The 20213-nt window shown below is 33.8% G+C and carries 16 protein-coding genes; 3 read left to right on the top strand and 13 right to left on the bottom strand.

What is annotated here, in order from left to right:
• Positions 1-227: 227 nt before the first annotated feature.
• The 11 genes from C8C83_RS08045 to C8C83_RS07995 all read right to left on the bottom strand — a co-directional run bounded on the left by C8C83_RS08045 (position 228) and on the right by C8C83_RS07995 (position 16145).
• A complete protein-coding gene (locus C8C83_RS08045; RefSeq protein ID WP_121327642.1) occupies positions 228-2408 on the bottom strand; it encodes a glycoside hydrolase family 97 protein in 2181 nt (726 codons plus the stop codon).
• A 50-nt stretch (positions 2409-2458) separates the two neighbouring features.
• Positions 2459-3838, bottom strand: a complete 1380-nt coding sequence (locus C8C83_RS08040) for an alpha-amylase family glycosyl hydrolase (protein ID WP_121327640.1) — start codon at positions 3836-3838, stop codon at positions 2459-2461.
• A 105-nt stretch (positions 3839-3943) separates the two neighbouring features.
• Positions 3944-5023 (bottom strand): SusE domain-containing protein, encoded by a 1080-nt coding sequence (locus C8C83_RS08035; protein WP_121327638.1) that lies wholly within the window; start codon positions 5021-5023, stop codon positions 3944-3946.
• 14 nt (positions 5024-5037) lie between these two features.
• On the bottom strand, positions 5038-6546 hold the full coding sequence (locus C8C83_RS08030) for a RagB/SusD family nutrient uptake outer membrane protein (RefSeq protein ID WP_121327636.1): 1509 nt from the start codon (positions 6544-6546) through the stop codon (positions 5038-5040).
• A 9-nt stretch (positions 6547-6555) separates the two neighbouring features.
• Positions 6556-9771 carry a TonB-dependent receptor gene (locus C8C83_RS08025; protein ID WP_233566032.1) on the bottom strand — a complete coding sequence of 1072 codons (3216 nt, stop codon included), beginning with the start codon at positions 9769-9771 and terminating at the stop codon, positions 6556-6558.
• 189 nt (positions 9772-9960) lie between these two features.
• Complete coding sequence (locus C8C83_RS08020; RefSeq protein WP_121327632.1) at positions 9961-11139, bottom strand: FecR family protein; 1179 nt, start codon at positions 11137-11139, stop codon at positions 9961-9963.
• Positions 11140-11726: 587 nt separating this feature from the next.
• Positions 11727-12290, bottom strand: coding sequence for an RNA polymerase sigma-70 factor (locus C8C83_RS08015; RefSeq protein WP_121327631.1), 564 nt, complete (start codon positions 12288-12290; stop codon positions 11727-11729).
• A gap of 396 nt (positions 12291-12686) precedes the next feature.
• The gene (locus C8C83_RS08010; protein ID WP_008466087.1) at positions 12687-13343 is read right to left on the bottom strand and encodes a hypothetical protein; all 657 of its coding nucleotides are present in this window, start codon (positions 13341-13343) and stop codon (positions 12687-12689) included.
• A gap of 120 nt (positions 13344-13463) precedes the next feature.
• Positions 13464-13835 carry a YraN family protein gene (locus C8C83_RS08005; protein ID WP_121327629.1) on the bottom strand — a complete coding sequence of 124 codons (372 nt, stop codon included), beginning with the start codon at positions 13833-13835 and terminating at the stop codon, positions 13464-13466.
• A gap of 173 nt (positions 13836-14008) precedes the next feature.
• Positions 14009-14908, bottom strand: coding sequence for an LD-carboxypeptidase (locus C8C83_RS08000; protein ID WP_121327627.1), 900 nt, complete (start codon positions 14906-14908; stop codon positions 14009-14011).
• 163 nt (positions 14909-15071) lie between these two features.
• Positions 15072-16145, bottom strand: a complete 1074-nt coding sequence (locus C8C83_RS07995; RefSeq protein WP_121327625.1) for a serine hydrolase domain-containing protein — start codon at positions 16143-16145, stop codon at positions 15072-15074.
• Positions 16146-16310: 165 nt separating this feature from the next.
• Between C8C83_RS07995 and C8C83_RS07990 the strand changes: the two genes are divergently transcribed.
• The 3 genes from C8C83_RS07990 to C8C83_RS07980 all read left to right on the top strand — a co-directional run bounded on the left by C8C83_RS07990 (position 16311) and on the right by C8C83_RS07980 (position 18780).
• Complete coding sequence (locus C8C83_RS07990; RefSeq protein WP_233566031.1) at positions 16311-17381, top strand: endonuclease/exonuclease/phosphatase family protein; 1071 nt, start codon at positions 16311-16313, stop codon at positions 17379-17381.
• A gap of 154 nt (positions 17382-17535) precedes the next feature.
• Positions 17536-18075 (top strand): 3-hydroxyanthranilate 3,4-dioxygenase, encoded by a 540-nt coding sequence (locus C8C83_RS07985; protein WP_121327622.1) that lies wholly within the window; start codon positions 17536-17538, stop codon positions 18073-18075.
• 393 nt (positions 18076-18468) lie between these two features.
• Entirely contained in the window at positions 18469-18780 is a 312-nt protein-coding gene (locus tag C8C83_RS07980; protein WP_121327620.1) for a hypothetical protein, read from the top strand.
• Positions 18781-18782: 2 nt separating this feature from the next.
• Here the strand turns inward: C8C83_RS07980 and C8C83_RS07975 are convergent, their stop codons facing one another.
• Positions 18783-19073: a type II toxin-antitoxin system RelE/ParE family toxin gene (locus tag C8C83_RS07975; RefSeq protein WP_121327618.1), complete on the bottom strand. Its 291-nt coding sequence runs from the start codon at positions 19071-19073 to the stop codon at positions 18783-18785.
• A gap of 84 nt (positions 19074-19157) precedes the next feature.
• The gene (locus C8C83_RS07970) at positions 19158-20117 is read right to left on the bottom strand and encodes a 3',5'-cyclic-nucleotide phosphodiesterase (RefSeq protein WP_121327616.1); all 960 of its coding nucleotides are present in this window, start codon (positions 20115-20117) and stop codon (positions 19158-19160) included.
• Between the last annotated feature and the right edge of the window lie 96 nt (positions 20118-20213).

Raw genomic sequence — 20213 nt, 5'->3', positions numbered from 1 at the left:
GTTTTTTGCATGCTTGTCAGCATTTCTAACTAAAATTCATTCTCACTCGCATTGTTTTTAAATTCGACAAACATTTTGTGGTTAATAGTTTTCAAGTAGTAAAATTTTAATTTTCGCTCAGAAATGAGCATAAGATTCTGCCACGAATTTCACGAATTGGCACAAATTTTAATCTGCAGCCTTAATTCGTGGAATCCGTGAAATTCGTGGCAAAAAAACTTAGTAATCTATAACTTTTTCAATCCCTTTAATTCTGTAGCATTTCCTTTCTTAATGCTAATAGCAACACCACCGCCCGGAGCTAAATACTGTTTTAAAATTGTTTTTGAGGTTACAACAACTTTAGTCACGGTATATTTTTGTGGGTTTGCGTTCCAGTTGGCTTCTTTTGCGTCAGCATAAATTGTCGCGATGAATTTTTTTCCCGCAGGCAAATAATCAAAAGTAATGTTGGCAGTTCTTGCGTTTTCGTCTGTGATTCCTCCCACAAACCAGGCGTCTTTTCCTTTTGCTTTACGGGCAATTGTGATATAATCCCCCGGTTCAGCTTCAAGTATATAACTGTTATCCCAATCTACAGCAACGTCTTTAATGAACTGAAATGCATCTGGAAAACGCTCGTAGTTTCCAGGAATATCAGCTGCCATTTGCAACGGACTGTACATTGTAACATAATAAGCCAATTGTTTTACCAAAGTTGTATTCACGCGTTGAGAACTTCCTGTTCCGTAATACGAAAGATCAGTTTGAAAAATCCCCGGAGTATAATCCATTGGTCCACCCATTAAACGTGTAAAAGGTAAAATCGTAGTGTGATCCGGAGCTAATCCTCCCATAGATTCAAACTCAGTTCCGCGTGCAGATTCTTGTGCAATCCAGTTTGGAAAAGTTCTGTTTAAACCTGTTGGTCGAACTGCTTCGTGACTATCAATCATGATTTTATAATCGGCGGCACGTTTGGCTACATTAATGTAATGATTCACCATCCATTGTCCGTCATGATGTTCGCCACGCGGAATAATTTTCCCAACATAACCTGTTTTTACAGCATCGTAACCGTTGTCATTCATAAACTGAAAAGCACGGTCTAAACGACGCTCATAATTTGTTGCAGATCCTGAAGTTTCGTGATGCATGATAATTTTCACCCCTTTTGAAGCCGCATATGCATGAACAGCTTTTACATCAAAATCCGGATAAGCGGTAACGTAATCAAAAACTTCCTCTTTCCAGTTATTGATCCAGTCTTCCCAGCCAATGTTCCAACCTTCGATTAGGATTGCGTCGAAACCATTTTTAGACGCAAAATCAATATATTCTTTTGCGCGTTCTGTTGTGGCTCCGTGTTTTCCGTTTGGCGTAAGTTTGGTAAAATCATCGGTTAATTTTACGTTTGTTTCTTTCCCGAATGCCCACGTACTTTTTCCGGCAACAAAATATTCCCACCAAATTCCGATATATTTTACCGGTTTTATCCACGAAACATCTTTATAACTTGTTGGTTCGTTGAGGTTCAGAATTAATTTTGAAGCTAAAATTTCAGTTGCTTTATCACTTACAACAATGGTTCTCCAAGGTGATTGCGCATCGGTTTGCATATATCCTTTTGCACCAACGGCATCAGGTGCCAAATGACTACGCATTTTGTAATTTACAGCATCAACTTCAAGAGACATCGCAGGATAATTAATCAAACCTGCTTCGTGAATGTTAATGTATAAACCGTCATCAGATTTCATCATTGATGGCGTTTGCACAGACAATTCTTTGATAGGCCATTGCGAATTGATATCTATAGTCGCTTTCTTCATTAACGATGGAACTTCAGAAATTTTCGAAGTTGTATAAGCGTATTCATTGGTATCATAATCTCCCGGAATCCAGAAGATTTTATGATTTCCAGCCAAATTAAATTCAGAACGTTCTTCTTTTATTACAAAATAATTCAAATCATTTTGCTTCGGAAATTCATATCTAAAACCTAATCCGTCATTGAATAAACGGAAACGAATTCTAATATATCTGTTGTTATTTTTCGCTTGCGCCAAAGTGACAACCAATTCATTGTAATTGTTGCGAATTGTTTTTTCTTCGCCTAAAACAGGATTCCAATTTTCATCAACAGAGGATTGTGCTGTATTTGTAATGGTAAAACCATCCAAAAACGAAGGCAAATTTTGAAGTTCTAAACCCAAAGAACTTGGTTTTATAACTGGTTTTTGTTTATATGATAATTGGTAAGACGGAATTCCACCTTCTTTTAATTCAAATTTTAGAGAAAGATTTTTGTTTGGCGAAGTTATTTCCTGTGCGTGAACCCATAACGAGCTTGCACACACAAAAAGTAAAAGCGCTACTTTTTTGCCCAAACGAATTTGGAACAGCATTTTTTGGGATTGAAAATTCATGTTATTTAGTTTTTTAGCAAACCTAATTTGTTTTTAAAGTTGCTTATGTATTAGTTTTTCAATACTAAATATTGAAAAGGTTGTAGCGTTAAGTCGGCACCAACAGTTACTGTATTTCCTGTAAAGGCATCTTTCCATGTTCCTTTTAATGAAGGAGTAACTAAATATTTAACCGCTGAATTCGTTAAATTAGAAAGGACCAAAACTTTTTCGGCATCTTTTACCATTGTAAAAGCACTTACTTCATTACTGCTATATCCAGTAAAACTTCCTGTTTTTATGGCATTGCTTGAATTTCTAAAAGCGATAATTTTTTTGTATTCTGCCAAAACAGAAGCATCCGCAGTAGTCCAGTCAATTGGAGTTTTTGCGAAATAATTGATTCTTTTATTATAACCAACTTCTTGTCCGTTGTAAATCATTGGAACAGATTTCATATAAGCAGCGACAACAAATGTTGCAATAGAACCTTCTTTACCTCCAAAAAGTTCGTAAGGAGTTCCTTCGGAAAGGTTTACGTCATGATTGCTTGTGTATCTTACAATTCTATTTTCAGGTCTGTAATTAGTTGCATATTCAGTTGCGTTTGAATCCTGAATAGTTGTAGCAGGCTTGCTTTCTTTGAATACTTTTTCTAAAGTCGAGAAAAAGTTAAATCCAAATGTATAATCAAAACCAGAAACAAAATGACTTGCTTTTGAACCTTCGGCAAGCATTAAGATATTTTGATTTTTTTTGATGGTTCTTAATTTTGTGATTGCATCAGTCCAAAAATTCTGAGGAACTAAATCAGCATAATCGCATCTGAAACCGTCGATATTTGCATTGTAAACCCAATATGACATTGCGTCGATCATCGCATCTTTCATTTCAGCATTATTGAAATCTAACTGTGCAACGTCATTGTAATTTGTTCCCGGAGGAATGATGATTTCTCCTTTATCATTCTTTTGATACCAGTTTGGATGTTGTGTAATCCAGGCGTTGTCCCAAGAAGTATGATTTGCAACCCAGTCAAGAATTACAGCCATATTTTTTTTGTGGGCTTCTTCAACTAAAGTCTGAAGATCTTGTAAAGTTCCAAAATCAGGATTTACAGCTTTGTAATCTTGCACAGCATAAGGTGAGCCTAATTCGCCCGAAGCTTTTACTTTTCCAACAGGATAAACAGGCATTAGATAGACCACATTTGCACCTAATTCCTGAATTTGAGTCAATCTGTCCTGAACACCTTTTAAGGTTCCTGCCTGACTAAAAGCACGAATATTTACCTGATAAATTATGGCATCTTCTTTTTTAGGCATTTTGTCAAATGATGCGCCATATTGTTGATAAGGAGAAGCCGGATCTGAATCGTTATCTGACGAACTACACGATATAAATGCTAATGCAAGTATTAAAGTATAGACGATTTTTATATTTGATTTCATATTTTTTGAATTTGTTTAATAAGCCCAAAGTTTAAAGATATCCTGCCTTTTGCTCAAGAAAGGCAGGTATCACTCAAACTAATCTAGCTTATTTTTAAGGTTAGATTATTTTTTAACGATAGTACAAGTTGCAGTTGACGGGTAGCCATTACTTGCCGGATCTACTTCGTTTATTGTAAAGGTTACTTCATAAGTTCCTGCTTCTCCAATAGTATAAGCCTCTGTATTACCAAGGTTAATTGTATTTGTTGAAGCATCTGCAGGACCATAATTTACATCCCATGAATTATTTAATCTAAATTTTAAGGCTCCCGGAGCTAGGGCAGTAGTGATTTTCCATGTTTTGGTTTGGTGATCATAGCTCATTGGAGTACTCTTATCCCAACTTCCGGCTGTTGCTGTTCCAACAATTCCCCAAGAATAAGCGGTAGCGGTCCATTTTAAAGTATTTAAATTTACTTTAATCTGATAAGAACCTGGACCTGAAAGTGTAAAATCAGTATCACTCATATTTTTTAAGTCAGCGTTTGTAGCTCCTGCACCAAAGAATTGCGCCCAGTTTCTATTTCTGTTTATTTTAAATCCGGGACCTGCACCTTCGGGTAAAGTCATATAACCTTGAAATATTCCTACTTGTATTTCTTTTAATCCTGCTGCTGTTTCTATAGCCCAACCTTGATAACTTCCCGGCATATATATTTCGCCAAAAACTACTACTTTTTCGTAAGGCGTAACCGTTATTGTAACTGGAGTTGAATAAATTCTATGATCCATAGTAGACTCAACACGAATTACTAATTCTCCGGGAACGTTAGGTTTTAGACCTAATTCTGTGGCAATTTTATTTAATTCTAAGACCGTAAAAGATTTGCTTAAAACATCTTGACCAACTTCAACTCGTTTGGCTTTTCCCCATGCTTCACTTCCTTTAATATCGGTACTTAGATCAAATTGTAAGGCATAAGTAACAGGTGCGGTGATTGGGTAAGTAACTTTTGGCCATGAAACAAGTAATGCTTGCTGATCAGATACATCTTCTTTAAGCACTATTGTACTCGATGAAACTTCAATTGCAGACGGGAAACTTACTTTTGCCAAAGTTGTTAGTTGTCCATCAGTTTCGCAGGAAGCCGCTAAAAAAAGCAAACTGCCTAGTACGAATATTTTATTTATATATTTTTTCATAATGGTTTTTGTTTTTAGTAACCTGGGTTTTGTTTAAGTCCAGGATTAGCATCTAATGCAGATGTTGGAATTGGGAACAATTTTCTGTAAGCAGGAGATTCTCCTCTGAATTCGTTTGCCAATAAAAATTTGTCAAAACGAATCATGTCTTGTCTTCTGTGACCTTCCCAGTTTAATTCAAATCCTCTTTCATCATAAATATTATCAAGCGTTGGGTTTGCATCAAGAGCGGTTAAACCTGCACGCATTCTGATTTGATCAACAAAAGGTTTTGCCGCACCAGGGTTTCCTAAACGAACATTACATTCTGCCATCATTAAAATTACGTCAGCATATCTGTAAATTGGAAAGTCATTTGAAGCTCCTCCACCAGATATTGCTCCGGCAGGATAGAATTTAATATTACGAACTCCAGCCTGAGGATCAGCGCCTGGATCATCTAAAGAAGCAACATCCAGCGTATAATTAAATCCGCCTTTTTGTTCTCCAACTAAAAACTGTTTTCTTCTAACATCGTTTAAAGCATATTTCAGGAAGAAATCTTTAGGGACTATAGTTCCGTTCCAGGTATCAAATCCAAATAAAGATTTACCATGCGGACCATATAAACTACGATTGGTGTAAATGTTACGAGAAACAACATCAAGAGTTGCAAAAATTGGTAAAATAGTTTCATCATCCGGCAATACATCTCCAAATAATTCGTAATATTTATTTCCTAATGGGCTTGCAGAATTTTCTTCACCTGAGTGTAGCGTATAACCGCCTTCGCTTACTTTATTACAAGCTGCTAAGCATTCAGCCCATTTTGCTTCTCCTGTGTATACTTTTGCATTTAGATATACTTTTGCTAATAAAGTATATCCGGCCCATTTGTTGAATCTTCCGTAATATTTTCCTCCTTTTGTTACAGAAAGCAGTTCTATATTATCGGTCAATTCTTTTACAATAAAATCATATACTACTTTGCGGCTTGCTTGAGGAATTTTATCTACTGTAGTATTGTTATCAGTATAAAAAGGAACATCTCCAAAATCGTCTATCAATAAATAATAAAAGAAAGCACGTACTACTTTTGCTTCAGCAATTTTTGAAGCATCGGCATTTGATTTTTCTAATAATTCAACAGCTAAGTTGGCTTTGAAAATACCATTGTATAACCATCTCCATGTATTATTAATAATGGACTCCGTTGGAAGCCATACATGTTTGTGCAAACGGGCAAAATCCTGTTGCCAGTTACCATCATTTCTATGCGGAATTACCTGCTCATCTGATGACATACAGTTCATGTCATACCAACCATTATCTGCTCCTGCATAACCAACACCTGGTACGCCTTTACGTTCAAAATCCCCTGGAATTTCTGCATAAACACTTGCTAAGGCAAGATTTGCTCCTTCTGGAGTTCCATAAAAGCTGTCTGGTTGATATTTGTCGTATACATTTTCGTTGATATCAGAACAGCTAAAAAGGGTTAGGAAACATACGCTTCCTACTATTACTATATTTTTAATTTTCATTTCTTTTTACTATTTAAATTTTACAGTCAAACCAAATGCAATACTTCTGGTACGTGGGTAAATACCTTTATCCTGACCAAAATTATCAGCAGGGTCACCACTTGCACTTACGTTCAATTCCGGATCAACACCTGTGTAATCTGTGATAAGAAGTAAATTGTTTCCGGTAAGAGAAAGTCGAATATTGTCTATGTACTTATCAGTAAAACGGAAAGTATATCCTGCGGTAACATTATCCAGACGAATGAATGAACCATCCTCCAACCATATATCAGATCCGTATGGTGAAGAACGAATTCCTTTGTCGACAGCACTTTGTAAAATATTTGAACTACCAGTATTCTCCAACATACTTAATCTTTGATTAAGGGCGTTGTAAATTTTGTTTCCTCCAGAACCTCTCCATAACATAGATACATCAAAATCTTTGTATCTATAAGTTGGGTTAAAAGCAAATGTATAAGTTGGTAATGCTGAACCAGCATTATAGCGATCTGCGCTTCTTGCACCTTGATCTATAAGGCCGCTTCCGTCGCGATCCTTTACAGTTTCGACACCGTTTCCATTAACTCCGGTATGCTCTAAAGTATAAAATGAACCAATTGGTTGTCCTTGTACTAAATATAAATTTGGCGTACCAGCCCAGCCTACATAATTAGTATTTAAAGGAATACCATTAATGCTGCCGGTTAAATTAAGTACTTCGTTTTTCATAAAGGATACGTTTCCTGCTAATGTAAGTGTGCTGTTTTCTGATTTTATAACATCATAAGCCAAAGCAACTTCTAAACCTTTATTTGAAATACTTCCAACGTTTGCTTTAATTTGATCGTACGGATATGGCGGTTGCGGTACAGTGTAGTTGAATAATAAATTATCTGTTGTAGAATCGTAAACATCTATACTACCTCTTAATCTGTTTTCAAAAAGAGCAAAATCAAGCCCGATATTGGTTTGTTTTTTTGTTTCCCATTTCAAATCAGCATTTGCATTTTGAGAAATACCAAAATTGGTAATAAGAGATCCTCCAAAATAAATAGTTCCGGCACTATCTACCAATGGCAATGAAGTTTGTGGTAAAAGACCTTGTTGGTTACCGGTTACACCATAACCTACACGTAATTTTAATTCAGAAAATAAATTCTGATTGGTCATAAATGATTCTTTATTGATTTGCCATGCTACAGAAGCAGATGGAAAATTCCCCCATTTATTATTGGCTCCAAATACAGATGAACCATCTCGTCTGATACTAGCTGTAAGTAAATAACGGTCTAATAAAGAGTAGTTTAATCTTCCTAAATAAGAAACTAAAGTTCTGTCGTTTTTATAAGATCTGATATCTCCGGTTCTTACTTTAGACAAATCGCCAAACTGGAGTGCATTGTAACTAGCTTCATCACTGATAAAACCTCTTGCCTGAGTATAATTACCCTGATAAGTTTGGCTTTGCCATTCGTATAAAGCCAATGCATTAAAGCTATGGATTCCGAAAGTCTTTTTGTAGTTAAGACTAAGATTCGTTAATTTTTCGTTTTGTCTCTTATTATCAATATTAGCAAAACCGTTTTGCTCAACAGCATTAGCATCTGTTGATTTTGACGGCATGTAAAATCCTGTAGAAGAATTTGTCTTTCTCCAGCTTCCAAACCAATTTGCAGAGAAACCTTTACCTAAGTCCAATTCGGCTTTTAAACTTCCAAATAAATTATCTTCCTGTTTTTCATTTGTAACTTCTTGTGCAGCTGCATAAGGGTTTAAATAGTGAAAAACGGTTGAATCTGTAAAATAACTTCCATCAGTATTAAAAACAGGATCTGTTGGTCTTGCCAATAATGCATTTGTAATTAGGTTTGAAGTATAACCTACAGTTCCTATACTCCCAATACTATTTGTTACATTATTTACTCCTGAATTTAAATTAAACGTCAATTTTAATTTGTCATTAAGAGCCAATTGTGTCGCTTGCAAACGACCAATATATTTTTGATTGCTTGAATTAATTACCACACCATCTTGCAAAATAGCTGTAATAGAAGCTCTGTAATTAAATTTATCAGTTCCTCCTCCAAATGATAAAGTGTGAGTTTGAGTGATTCCAGTTTGAGTCAAAAGACCGTACCAATCTGTATTTGAACCATGATTAGAAGAGGCTGGAACACCAACACTTTGGGCAGTTTGCCACCATTGGTTAGCATCAAGCATATCCAGTTTTTTTGGAATAAAATCTATAGAAGTATATCCATTATATTCCAAAGTAGTTTTTCCTGCTTTACTTTTTTTGGTAGTTACAATGATAACTCCAGGCGCTCCTCTGGAACCGTAAACAGCAGTGGCCGAAGCATCTTTTAAAACATCTATAGTTTCAATTTCACTAGGAGGAACCTGATTTAATAAATCCATATTTCCCTGAATTCCATCTACTACAACCAAAGGATCATTTCCTCCAATCAAAGATGAGATTCCTCTAATACGAACACTTGGTCCTGAACCTGGCTCACTACCAACCTGAGTAATGTTTACACCGGCTGCTTTTCCTGAAATCAAAGATAACGGATTTACAATTGCACCTTGGTTCATGTCTTTTGCAGCGATAGAAGAAACTGCTCCTGTAACATCTTTTCTGGCAGTAGTACCATAACCAACTACAACAATTTCCTGTAAGTTTGTGGCGTCAGGAAGAAGCTGAATGTTGATAACGCTTTGATTAGCGGTTACTTTTTTCTCTTTATATCCAATAAAAGTTACTACAATTACAGCGGTATTGCTTTCGACAGTAAGTTTGTATTTACCGTCAAAATCAGTTACCATTCCGTTTTTAGTTCCTTCTTCAAAAACAGATGCTCCAGGCAATGGTAAACCATTTTCATCCGTGATGATTCCGGAAACGGTTTGTTTTTGAAACTGAATAACTTCTGTTTTAAGTTCTGGCTTTTTTAGAATAATCTGGGTATCGCGAATTTTAAATTCGGTTGGAGTTCCTTTAAAAAGTCTATCCAGAACAACATATATCGATTGGTCTTTTACAGAAATTGAAATCGTTCGATCTAAGTCGATGTCATTCAATTTGTAAATAAACCTGAAATCTGTTTTTTGTTCAATGGTCTCAATAACCTTTTCGATTGTTGAATTGTTTAATTCAAGGGTTACTTTTGTTTTTTGGGCATAAGTACTCGCTTTAACATTAAACATGGCGACCAATATGAGTAGTGTAGTTATTTTCAATTTTAGGTCATTTTGGAACAATGAGTATAGAAACCCATTATTCTTAGATTTTTTTTTCATAATTTTGTTAATTGATTGTAGTTAATTCGTTATATTCAATCACTTAGTTAATCGGAAATTGTTCGCAGCTCTTTCCGATTTTTTTATTCTAGTACGTTTCTTTCTTCATGTTTTTTCATTGGTTAGTGGTTATTTAATTAGTATTTGATCATTTTTTATGGTGTAATTAATGCCGTGAATCTCATTGAAATAACTCATAACTTTTTCAATAGGTTCATCGCTAAAGCTGGCATTAAATTTCTCGTTGGCTAATTTTTCATTTTTGTTTACAATTGTAACATTATAGCGTCTTTCCAATTTTGTAATAATGTTTTTGAAAGTCATATTTCTAAAGGTTAATCCGCCATTTATCCAGGAAGTATAAATATCCGTGATAACAGCTTTGGTAGAAATTGCATTGTTTTCTCTATTGAAACTTCCTTTATAACCAGGTTTTAAAACAGTATTTTTAGTAGCATCAAACTCTTCGTTTAAGCCATACATTCCAACAGAACCTTCTACAAGAACTACATCTGTAGCAGCATCTTCAGGATAATTAGAAACATTAAAATGAGTTCCCAAAACACGTACATTCAGCGCGTCAGCATTTACAATAAAAGGGTGTTTTTTGTCTTTGGCAACATCAAAAAAAGCTTCTCCGTTTAGAAATACCTGTCTGTTTTCGCCAGCAATAAATTTCACAGGATATTTTAAAGTTGTTCCTGCGTTTAGGTGAACCATTGTTCCGTCAGACAATTGCAATTTGAATTTTTTGCCATACGGAATTTTGATAATGTTATAAGCTACTTTCTCTAAACCGGTATTTGCATCGTAAACAATTTTATCTCCGTTTTGATTCCCAACAATATTTCCATTGGCATCTTTTACCTGAGCCGAATTATTTTCTGATATAATTTGAGTTTGCCCATCTTCTAATTGTAAAACGATATCAGAACTTTTGAAATCAAATTTTTGTTCAACAGTTTTAGTTGAAAGGCTTTGTTTGTAGAAAAATCCAACTCCTAATAAAACAACAATAGAAGCCGCAATCGAAATGTATTTTCTGAAATTTGATCTTTCAGGAGCAATTTCAATCGTAGTTTCATTTTCTTTTGAAGCAGACAGAATATTTAAGAAAATATCATCAGCAGTTTGTCGATCCATTTTTGGAGTTTCGATAAGAAGTGCCTGAATATCTTCTACAGAAGGAAAATCATCTGTAAGTTTATTTTTTTTATAATAGGCAACTACCTCGTTTGTTTCTTCGGGTGTACATTCGTTTAAAACAAACTTTTGTAAAAGACTTTTTATTTCAGAATTTGAATTCATTAAGAATTGATTTAAGGTCCGGTTCTGATATAATACAGTTGAAGTCAGGTTGAGTACTACTTAAACGTTGTAAATTTTTAAATTTTAACATTTGAGTAAATTGATAAACCTTGTGAAGTGCTTATTTTGTTGAGGTTTTTATTAAAATAAAAATTTAGAAAAAAAATAAAAAAATAGTTCTTTTTAGGATGAAGATAGTGTTTTGTCATTTCGACGGAGGAGAAATCTCCACGAGAAGCTCCACAAAGATTGGCGTACAAGATTATTGATGCTGATTGCGATGGATGGATTAAAATCCATCCCTACAATATATTTTGTTCGTATCGGAACGTCTTGAAGAAAAATTCCGCAGGAATGATTTATTTTGTAGCAACGTCCCGAGGCTTCGGGATTAATCCGTTGAACGCGCAGGGAATTTACATAAGCAAAATCGCCAATCTTTGTGGAGCTTCTCGTGGAGATTTCTCCTCCGTCGAAATGACAAACTTTGCGTAAACCTTTGCGCACTTTGCGGTTAACTTTAAATTAAAAACAAAAAAAAAATCACCCGAGAAGAGTGATTTTAATGGTTAATGTGGTTTTTTGGTTTAGATAATCTCGTCATGAACTTGAAAAAAGACCCGCATCGATTCTAATGCTTTACTCATTTGGTTCCGGACTGTATTGATAGATATGCCAAGTTCCTGGCTAATTTCTTCGTAACTCATTCCCTTCTTTCGGGACATTTTAAAAATCTGCTTTCGTTTGGGAGGCAATTGTTTCATGGCCTGTTTCCTAAGTTTTTTGCAATCTTCTTCCCGAATCGAATAATCGCCATATTCATGCGATTTTTGACTTTCATAAAAAACAGCTTCTTTTAACACCAGATCATTTGCTGCTTTATTCAAAACATTAAATGCCTGATTTCGCGCAATAGTAAAAATATAAGCTTTAAAAGATTGGTCCGGATTTAAATTTTCTCGGTTTTGCCAAACTTTCATAAAAACATCCTGAACATTTTCTTCAGCAGCTTCTTTTGATTTTAGAAGACTAATGCTATAACCATAGATATCCTGATGGTACAAATCAAAAAGAGAACGAAATGCTTTTTCGTTGCCATTTTTGAGCTCACTCACCAATAATTTTTCGCTATGGTTGTTTGTTTCTAACATTAATTTAATTAGTCCGTATTTAAATCTAATTATATTATGATACTGTCAAAATTGGTACTCTAATCTGTTGACTGATTAGCAAATATATAAAAATATTATTCTCAGCAAATAGTATTAAAAAAAACTTAATTTTATTTTTTTTAATATGTTTGAGATACAATCGCAGTAAAAACGTTGCTAAGTCTCTTTTTATCAAGTGTGTGACTTTTTAACTGATATTTTGTGTAATAATTACAAATATTTTTATTTTTTACGAATATTCTTATTCGAATATGAAATAGATGAGGATTTTGTAATAGTTGGAGAAAGAAAAAATCCATTTACCTTTTATTTAAAAAGATAAATGGATTTTATAAAATGAAGAATCTAATCAAGACTCTATTATATCATATTTGATTAGTTTTTCAAATCTTTGATTACTTTAAAAGCAACATCAACCTGGTCTTCACCAACTAAAATTGTAAACTCATTTGAAGTTGAAATTACCTCATTAATGATGATTCCTTCCCACGCCAAACGCTGAAAGATAAAGTAATAAATTCCCGGAACGACGATGTTTTCTTTCGGTAATTTTACTGTGATAGACGCTAAATTATCTAATTTCTGAATCAGTTTTTCGCGCATAAAGTGTTTTTCAACCAAATGATTTACGCTGCTGCTCACCACGATATTTGTTTCGTTAACACCACGTGAAGAAGTATAAAATATATCAGATAAAGCGTTGATATCAGAGATTAAATCAGCTTGTTTGTTTAAAACAGTTTCTGATGCAGCAAAAGTGTAATCCGTCAATTCAGATCTTACGGTGATTTCACCAATATTCTTTATTACTTTATTGATTTTATGATTTAGTTTAAAATCCAATTCTTCCGTAAGCCGTTTTAGCGACATTACAACAGCGCCTTGTTTTACCTCTTTGCCAAATTCACTTTCTAATTCGGTCATAATGTTCCGAGAAAGAGAAGTTAGGTTGATAATTCCCAGCGATAATGCATTTAATAAAAAGGGTTTTGTTTTAATGTAATTTTCGACGATTGATGAAACGGTTTTCATAATTTTTTTTCTTTTTTTTTGTAACTTGATTGGGTTGGTTTAGTTAATATGGGTGTTATAAATTTATGCAAATATAAATAAAAAAACAATTTGTTATAATTATAACAATAAAAAATTATGTTAAAAGTGATAAAAAGCATCAGTAAGATGTTCAATTGCAAATGTTTCGCCAGTTTTATGGATCGCAATGATATCAAAACGGATTTCAATATTTTCTTCAAAATCCTTTTCCCTATCGTTTATGTAGGCATTTACTGCTTTTATCAGTAGTTGAATTTTTTTTGGCTTCACAAAATCTTGCGGAGAACCAAAATCCAGACTCGATCTTGTCTTCACTTCTACAATGGCTAAAATGGAATCTTTTTGGGCAATAATATCTATTTCGGCTTTTTGAAAAGTCCAATTTCGATCGAGGATTTTATATCCATTTTGTTGAAGATATTCTACAGAAAGTTCTTCCCCTTTTTTTCCGAGTTCATTGTGTTCAGCCATTTTTTTAATTGTGAGTTGTGAATTGTAAGTTGTGAATTGTGAGCTCGTGAGAAATTTGCACGCAAAGACGCGAAGTCGCAAAGAATTGAATTAAAACTTTGCGACTTCGCGTCTTTGCGAGATTATGATATGTGGTATTTTCTCTTATTTAAAAGAGATCAGAAACGACTATATTATTTTTGAAAAGTAACAGTACTTCCGGTTTCATTAACGTCAATAGAAATAGTATTTCCCATAATTAAGGCACGATTATCCTGAATATGTCCGGCGGGGAAATTGAAAATCACAGGAATATTATATTTTTTAGTCACATCATCTACGATTTCAACAGCATTTTTGCCCCACGGAACCTCGTTATCTTTCATTTTCGTCATTCCTCCAACAATAATTCCTTTAAGGTTTTCGATGCATCCGTTGCGTCTCAAATTCATCATCATACGATCAATATGATATAAATATTCATCAAGATCTTCGATAAATAAAATTTTATCCTTGCAGTCAATTGCCGATTGCGAACCTAATAAACTATAAAGTATAGATAGATTTCCACCAACTAATTCGCCAGTTGCTTTTCCAAAACGGTTCATTTTATCCGGAGCAATCGAGTAGGAAAGAGGTTCACCAAACAAACTTGATTTCATAGAACTTATAGCTGCCGGAGTAGCACGCGGAATCGTTACAGGCATAACACCGTGAATAGATTTATAACCCATCGTATTCAAATGATTGTGTAGTACTGTTACGTCGCTAAAACCAATAATCCATTTTGGGTGTTGTTTAAATTTGGTAAAATCCAATAAATCAATCATTCTTACCGTTCCATATCCACCTCGAACACACCAAATTGCTTTGATATTTGGGTTGTCCAACTGATGCTGAAAATCGGCAGCACGTTGTTCATCAGTTCCCGCCAATTGATTAAAATCAAGTCCAATTGTAGTTCCCACAACAGCTTCTAAACCCCAACTGTGCAATAAATCTATTGTGGGTTTTAAGTTATCATCAATGTTTTTTCTGGCAGTTGCTAAAAGTGCAACAGTATCTCCTTTTTGTAAATAAGGTGGTGTGATCATCTTTTGTTGGGATTGACAGGTAAATGAATGTAAAGCAAAAATAAGAAATACGAATGTACCAAAAGCAAAGCTTTTACTGAAGTCTAGGAGTTTGTTCGTGTTCATGATTTCTTTTTGCTTAAAATTATAAATTATTTTTTAAATCAGGTTTAGATTAAAAGAATCAACCGCCATATTTGTTTTGCAATTCTTCCAATATTAATAGAAGTCCTTTATCAGCTTCTTCAGATTGTACATTGGCAAAAAGGAGGAAAGCTTTGTTGATTGTTTTACAAATATACACTTTGGTTAAAAAAGTTCCGGGATTTCCGTTATGAAAAGAATATTTCAATTTGCTTTTTTCATTAATTTCCGAATTCCATCCAAAAGAAAATTCGGGTAAACCATAATGCATGTATTCGAATTCTTCTTTGGTAAACACTTTAGATTTTCCTAATAATCCCTGAAGCTGCATTTGTGTAAACTTGCAATAATCAGGCAAACTAACATTTAGATTTCCTGCTGATGAAAGCCAGTTTAATTTATAATTTAAGGAAGTTTTTTCAGGTTCAAGATTTTCATCGTGTCCCCAAGGTTGATTTTTATCTTTTAAATTCGGCTGATCAAAACCAAAATCGATATTCAGGCTTTTGCCTAATTCCTTTACTAATGATTCATAGGTTTTGCCAGTTGCTTTTTCGAGCATTAATCCTGCGGCAACATAACTTGGATTTGACCAATATACAGTTTGCTTTTCTGTGGCAGGATTTTGTTGCAAAAACCAAGCAATAAACTCATAACGCTGTTGCTGATTATTGCCTTTGATTTCTTTCTTAGTCGGAGTGTCATTTCCATATGACCAAGTATTGATTCCTGCTCGAAAAGTGATGAAATCCTGTAGCGTAAAATTGTAAGTCGCCGGATTGCTTTTGGCTTTTAACTCCGGATATAAATCAAAAAATTTAGTATCCCATTTTATTTTTCCTTCCTTAACTAAAGTTGCTGCAAGATAAGTGGTTACCGTTTTTGTAATAGATCCCAATCTAAATTTATCATCAATTTTAGCCTTGTATTTCGAGTTTATTCTCTGATATCCCAAAGCCTGAATTTCTAAAATCGAATCGGCGGAAACTACAGCATAAGCAACTTCGGGAATATTATATTTTACCCTTATACTATCAACAAACGAACTGTTTTTTTGTGCATTTGCAATATTAAAAAGAATAAGAAATAGAAAGGAGAAAAATATGTTTTTCATTTTTTAAAAGGAGAGTTTTGAGTCAGCAAGTTACAAGACATTCTGTGATAATCAAAAAAATGATTCAAAAAATAAATTAGAAATTTCTTACAAAATAATTAATTTACCTACATTGGCTATTCTAAAGAATTATTTATGCAAACGCTCTCTTTTAAAATTTATATAATGGCATTTTTTTCATTGTCATTTGTACAAGCACAATCAAAAAAATATGCAATTCATACCGTTGCCTTTTACAATTTCGAAAATCTTTTTGATACGCACGATGATCCAAATACAAACGATAACGAATGGACACCAACAGGAGCGCAAAATTGGACGGAAGAAAAATACCAGCAAAAATTAAAGAACCTTTCAAGAGTTTTATCTGAAATAGGAACACCCGAAAACCCAAATGCACCAACTATTATTGGAGGTTCAGAAATTGAAAACCGTGGCGTAGTCGAAGATTTAATCAAACAGGATAAATTAGTGGACTTTGGTTACGGAATCATTCATTTTGATTCTCCTGACAAACGCGGAATTGATGTTGCATTATTATATCAGAAAAAACATTTTAAACCAACTTCTTATTCTAATATACCTTTATATATCTACAAAAATAAGGTTCCAATTAAAGAAGATAAAAAAGAAGAAACAGATTATGAACTCGAGCCTAAAATTGAAAGCAACAATCGAATATTCACACGAGATCAGTTATTAGTTACGGGTTTTCTTGAAGATGAAGAAATACATATTATTGTGAACCATTGGCCGTCGAGATCTGGAGGAGAAAAAGTAAGCAGTCCATTTCGGGAAGCTGCAGCAAACCTGAATCGAAAAATTATCGACTCGTTGCAACACATTAATCCCAATGCAAAAGTCATTACAATGGGCGATTTAAACGACGGACCTTTTAATAAAAGCGTAAAAATTGCTCTCGGAGCAAAGGCGAAAAAGAGCGAAGTTCCGGAGTTTGGTGTTTTCAATCCGTTTGAAGAATTGGCAAACAAAGGATTGGGAACAATAGCTTTTCGAGATTCCTGGGATATTTTTGACCAAATTATAATCACAGAATCACTAATAAAGCCAGATTTCTCGACCTTTAAATATTGGAAAGCGGGAATATTTAGTAGATCTTATCTAATTCAAACTTCAGGGCAATATAAAGGATATCCGTTGCGTCATAGTTTGACAGAAGTTGGTTTTAGTGATCATTTTCCGGTTTATATTTATTTAATAAAAGAGATGAAATAAATGTTTTCGTCGAATCGCATTTGTAGAGGCGCACAGCAGTGCGTCTCCAATCCAACAAGAACGATAAATTTGCATTATAAAGACGCACTGCTGTGCGCCTCTACATAAAACTTTTCATTAACTTAGCTACTTACAAATTTAGTACCTCAGAAAAATGTCAATTGCAAAACCTTTCAATCTTACCAAATGGATCGACGAAAATCGTCATTTATTAAAACCACCTGTTGGAAACAAAAATCTTTATGTTGATTCCGGTGATTATATTGTGATGATTGTTGCGGGGCCAAATGCCCGAAAAGACTACCATTATAACGAAACCGAAGAACTTTTTTACCAACTCGAAGGAAGTATTAAAGTTGTAATTCAAGAAGACGGCGAACGTAAAGAAATGGAGTTAAATGCAGGCGATATGTATTTGCATCCAGCAAAAATTCCGCATTCTCCAGTTCGTTCAGCGGGTTCTATTGGTTTAGTAATCGAGCGTAAACGTGCCGGAAAAGGATATACTGACGGCTTGCTTTGGCATTGTGATAATTGCAATCATAAGCTTTACGAAGTATTTTTTGAACTCCATAATATAGAGAAAGACTTCTTGCCACATTTCGAACATTTCTACAATTCAGAAGAATTGAGAACTTGCGACAATTGCGGAACCATAATGGAATCTGATCCAAGATTTGTAGCGAAGAAATAAACATATCCTAACAGGTTTTTAAAACCTGTTAGGTATTATATATTTAGAAGTAGAAATAAAATCTTTGAATTAAAGCTTTCTTAGAATTTAGAACTTTAGATTTTTTTAGGAGCTATTTCCCGCACCCGAGCCTGAAAGAGCGAACTGGCGAAGCAATCCATTTCAATCTTTTTCTGGCTAAAGAAGCCAGAAAAAGGATTTCCACTTCTATCTGGGCTAGGAACTTTTGTTTTATAAGAAAGTTAAATACATGCAGTTATCATTAAGTTAATAAAACTTGAAAGCAATAGGTTTAATTAATCCTATGTTTAATTAAGAATATACTCATAAATGATATGGTCTAATCATTTATGAGTATATTTGTTTCATAAATGATATAAAATTAAATCAAAAATGATACAAGAAATTATCACATATAAGAATATCGTTTCCAATCTTGAAGATGTAATGGATAAATCTTCTTTAAAGAAAAATTATATTATCGAAAAAGTAGGCATACCAAGTCCAACTTTTTATAGAAAATTAAAATCGCAAACTTTCACTCCGGATGAAATGCTTTCAATAGCTAAAGTACTTTCTCCTGAAGAAAATTTTCGATTAGAATTAAAAGCTGATATAGAACGAGCTAAACGTGAGTATGCTGAGGGGAATTTTATCACTCATGAGGAAATGTTACTTGAACTAAAAAGGAAAAATATTATCTAACTTTAGAAATCTAGGATTGTTAAAGGTCTCTGGCGATTGTCATAAAATCTGATTAAATGAATAAAATTCGGATTTATTATGTAATATAAAGAAGTATACTTTGAGATTATGATTTCATTGCATTCTAAATCAGGTCTAAATTTTCCTAAATAAGGATTTATTGAAATTAAATCAATAATGCGAAGTACTTCGTTTGCAAATTTTTGAGCAATTTCGTTATTTCTATATTGAAGTAAATAATTTCTTGTTCGATAAAAGGTATAATTAGCTTGTGATGACCAAACAATTCTCATTTGTTACTTTTTTTAGCTAATTTATAAAAATAAACTTACAAATATATAGTTTTAAAGATCTCTTTAATCTGCTGCCTAAAAAACTTACAACTCAAATCTTTTCCCTTGCTCAGGATAAATAATCTTCAAACCAAGATCATTCTGATTTTTAAGTTGTTCTTTAAGTTTGATAATGTTTTTAGTTGGCGGTTTTAGGTGCGTAACAATAATATTAAAACCTTCCAAAGTGTCTTTTCCTGACAATTCTTCAAGAATATGAAGTTCTTTCATTAAATAATTTGGAGTCAAATGCCCGAACAAAAATTTGTCAGGTTGCTCATTTGGGAATGAAACTTCTATAAAGATTCCTTTTAATTCCTTGCTTTTTACAAGAGGCGCAACCGCTGTCCAAAGAGATTTTAGTTTATCGCTTTTTTCAACAGAATCTGGTCCGGTATCTCCTAAATAAAGCACATAAGAATCTCCATTTCTAATTAAGAAAGCTGTACTTTCAAACGGATTCACATGACTTAACGGAAATGCTTTTACCGTCATCGTTGTATTAGTAATTGGAGTTTCTTCTCCGATATTTAAAGTTTGAAAATGGTATTTTTTTAAGGGACTTCCGGGACCTTTATCACCAAAATTTGCCCAGGTTTGATCATTAAAATAATGATTTTCCATCATTTCCATACATTTCTCCGTTGCATAAACAGTTTTTGAAGAATCAGCTGGGGAATTAATAATCAATCCAGAAACGTGATCTAAATGTGCGTGAGAAATAAAATATCCTTTAATATATTTTCGCAAAACTTCACTTGTTGAAACTTTAAAAACCTTGTTTTCAATTGCTTTTTCGATTCCTGCATTTATGGTTCCTGCGTCCAAAGAAATAAAATCGTTTGTATTTCTCGGTGCCACCAAATAAGCCGAAAGATTTTTTTCGTCAATTCCGCCTTTTATTCCCAAAGGAACAACCTGAAAAGCTGACTTTTGTACTTTCTGTGAAAATCCATTTATTGAAATTAAAAAGAAGCAGAGTAGAAGACGATTGAAAATATTCATATTTAAGTAATTTTGTTACTGCAAATTTCACGAATTATGGTGAATAAATTATAGCGTATTCCTTTAAATGCTATTAATTAACCCTAAATTTACTTT

Origin of the sequence: Flavobacterium sp. 90 (assembly GCF_004339525.1) — a bacterium.
Taxonomy (GTDB): Bacteria; Bacteroidota; Bacteroidia; order Flavobacteriales; family Flavobacteriaceae; genus Flavobacterium.
The sequence above is the reverse complement of the archived record's forward strand: the minus strand, read 5'-3'. Positions and strand labels throughout refer to the sequence as shown.

Excerpts from the sequence above, each read along its gene's own strand:
- C8C83_RS08035 (WP_121327638.1), bottom strand. The coding sequence starts at position 5,023 with ATGAAAAAATATATAAATAAAATATTCGTACTAGGCAGTTTGCTTTTT.
- C8C83_RS08045 (WP_121327642.1), bottom strand. The coding sequence starts at position 2,408 with ATGAATTTTCAATCCCAAAAAATGCTGTTCCAAATTCGTTTGGGCAAA.
- C8C83_RS08000 (WP_121327627.1), bottom strand. The coding sequence starts at position 14,908 with ATGATCACACCACCTTATTTACAAAAAGGAGATACTGTTGCACTTTTA.
- C8C83_RS07980 (WP_121327620.1), top strand. The coding sequence starts at position 18,469 with ATGATACAAGAAATTATCACATATAAGAATATCGTTTCCAATCTTGAA.
- C8C83_RS07975 (WP_121327618.1), bottom strand. The coding sequence starts at position 19,073 with ATGAGAATTGTTTGGTCATCACAAGCTAATTATACCTTTTATCGAACA.
- C8C83_RS08040 (WP_121327640.1), bottom strand. The coding sequence starts at position 3,838 with ATGAAATCAAATATAAAAATCGTCTATACTTTAATACTTGCATTAGCA.
- C8C83_RS08030 (WP_121327636.1), bottom strand. The coding sequence starts at position 6,546 with ATGAAAATTAAAAATATAGTAATAGTAGGAAGCGTATGTTTCCTAACC.
- C8C83_RS07995 (WP_121327625.1), bottom strand. The coding sequence starts at position 16,145 with ATGAAAAACATATTTTTCTCCTTTCTATTTCTTATTCTTTTTAATATT.
- C8C83_RS07985 (WP_121327622.1), top strand. The coding sequence starts at position 17,536 with ATGTCAATTGCAAAACCTTTCAATCTTACCAAATGGATCGACGAAAAT.
- C8C83_RS08010 (WP_008466087.1), bottom strand. The coding sequence starts at position 13,343 with ATGAAAACCGTTTCATCAATCGTCGAAAATTACATTAAAACAAAACCC.
- C8C83_RS07970 (WP_121327616.1), bottom strand. The coding sequence starts at position 20,117 with ATGAATATTTTCAATCGTCTTCTACTCTGCTTCTTTTTAATTTCAATA.
- C8C83_RS08005 (WP_121327629.1), bottom strand. The coding sequence starts at position 13,835 with ATGGCTGAACACAATGAACTCGGAAAAAAAGGGGAAGAACTTTCTGTA.
- C8C83_RS08020 (WP_121327632.1), bottom strand. The coding sequence starts at position 11,139 with ATGAATTCAAATTCTGAAATAAAAAGTCTTTTACAAAAGTTTGTTTTA.
- C8C83_RS08015 (WP_121327631.1), bottom strand. The coding sequence starts at position 12,290 with ATGTTAGAAACAAACAACCATAGCGAAAAATTATTGGTGAGTGAGCTC.
- C8C83_RS07990 (WP_233566031.1), top strand. The coding sequence starts at position 16,311 with ATGGCATTTTTTTCATTGTCATTTGTACAAGCACAATCAAAAAAATAT.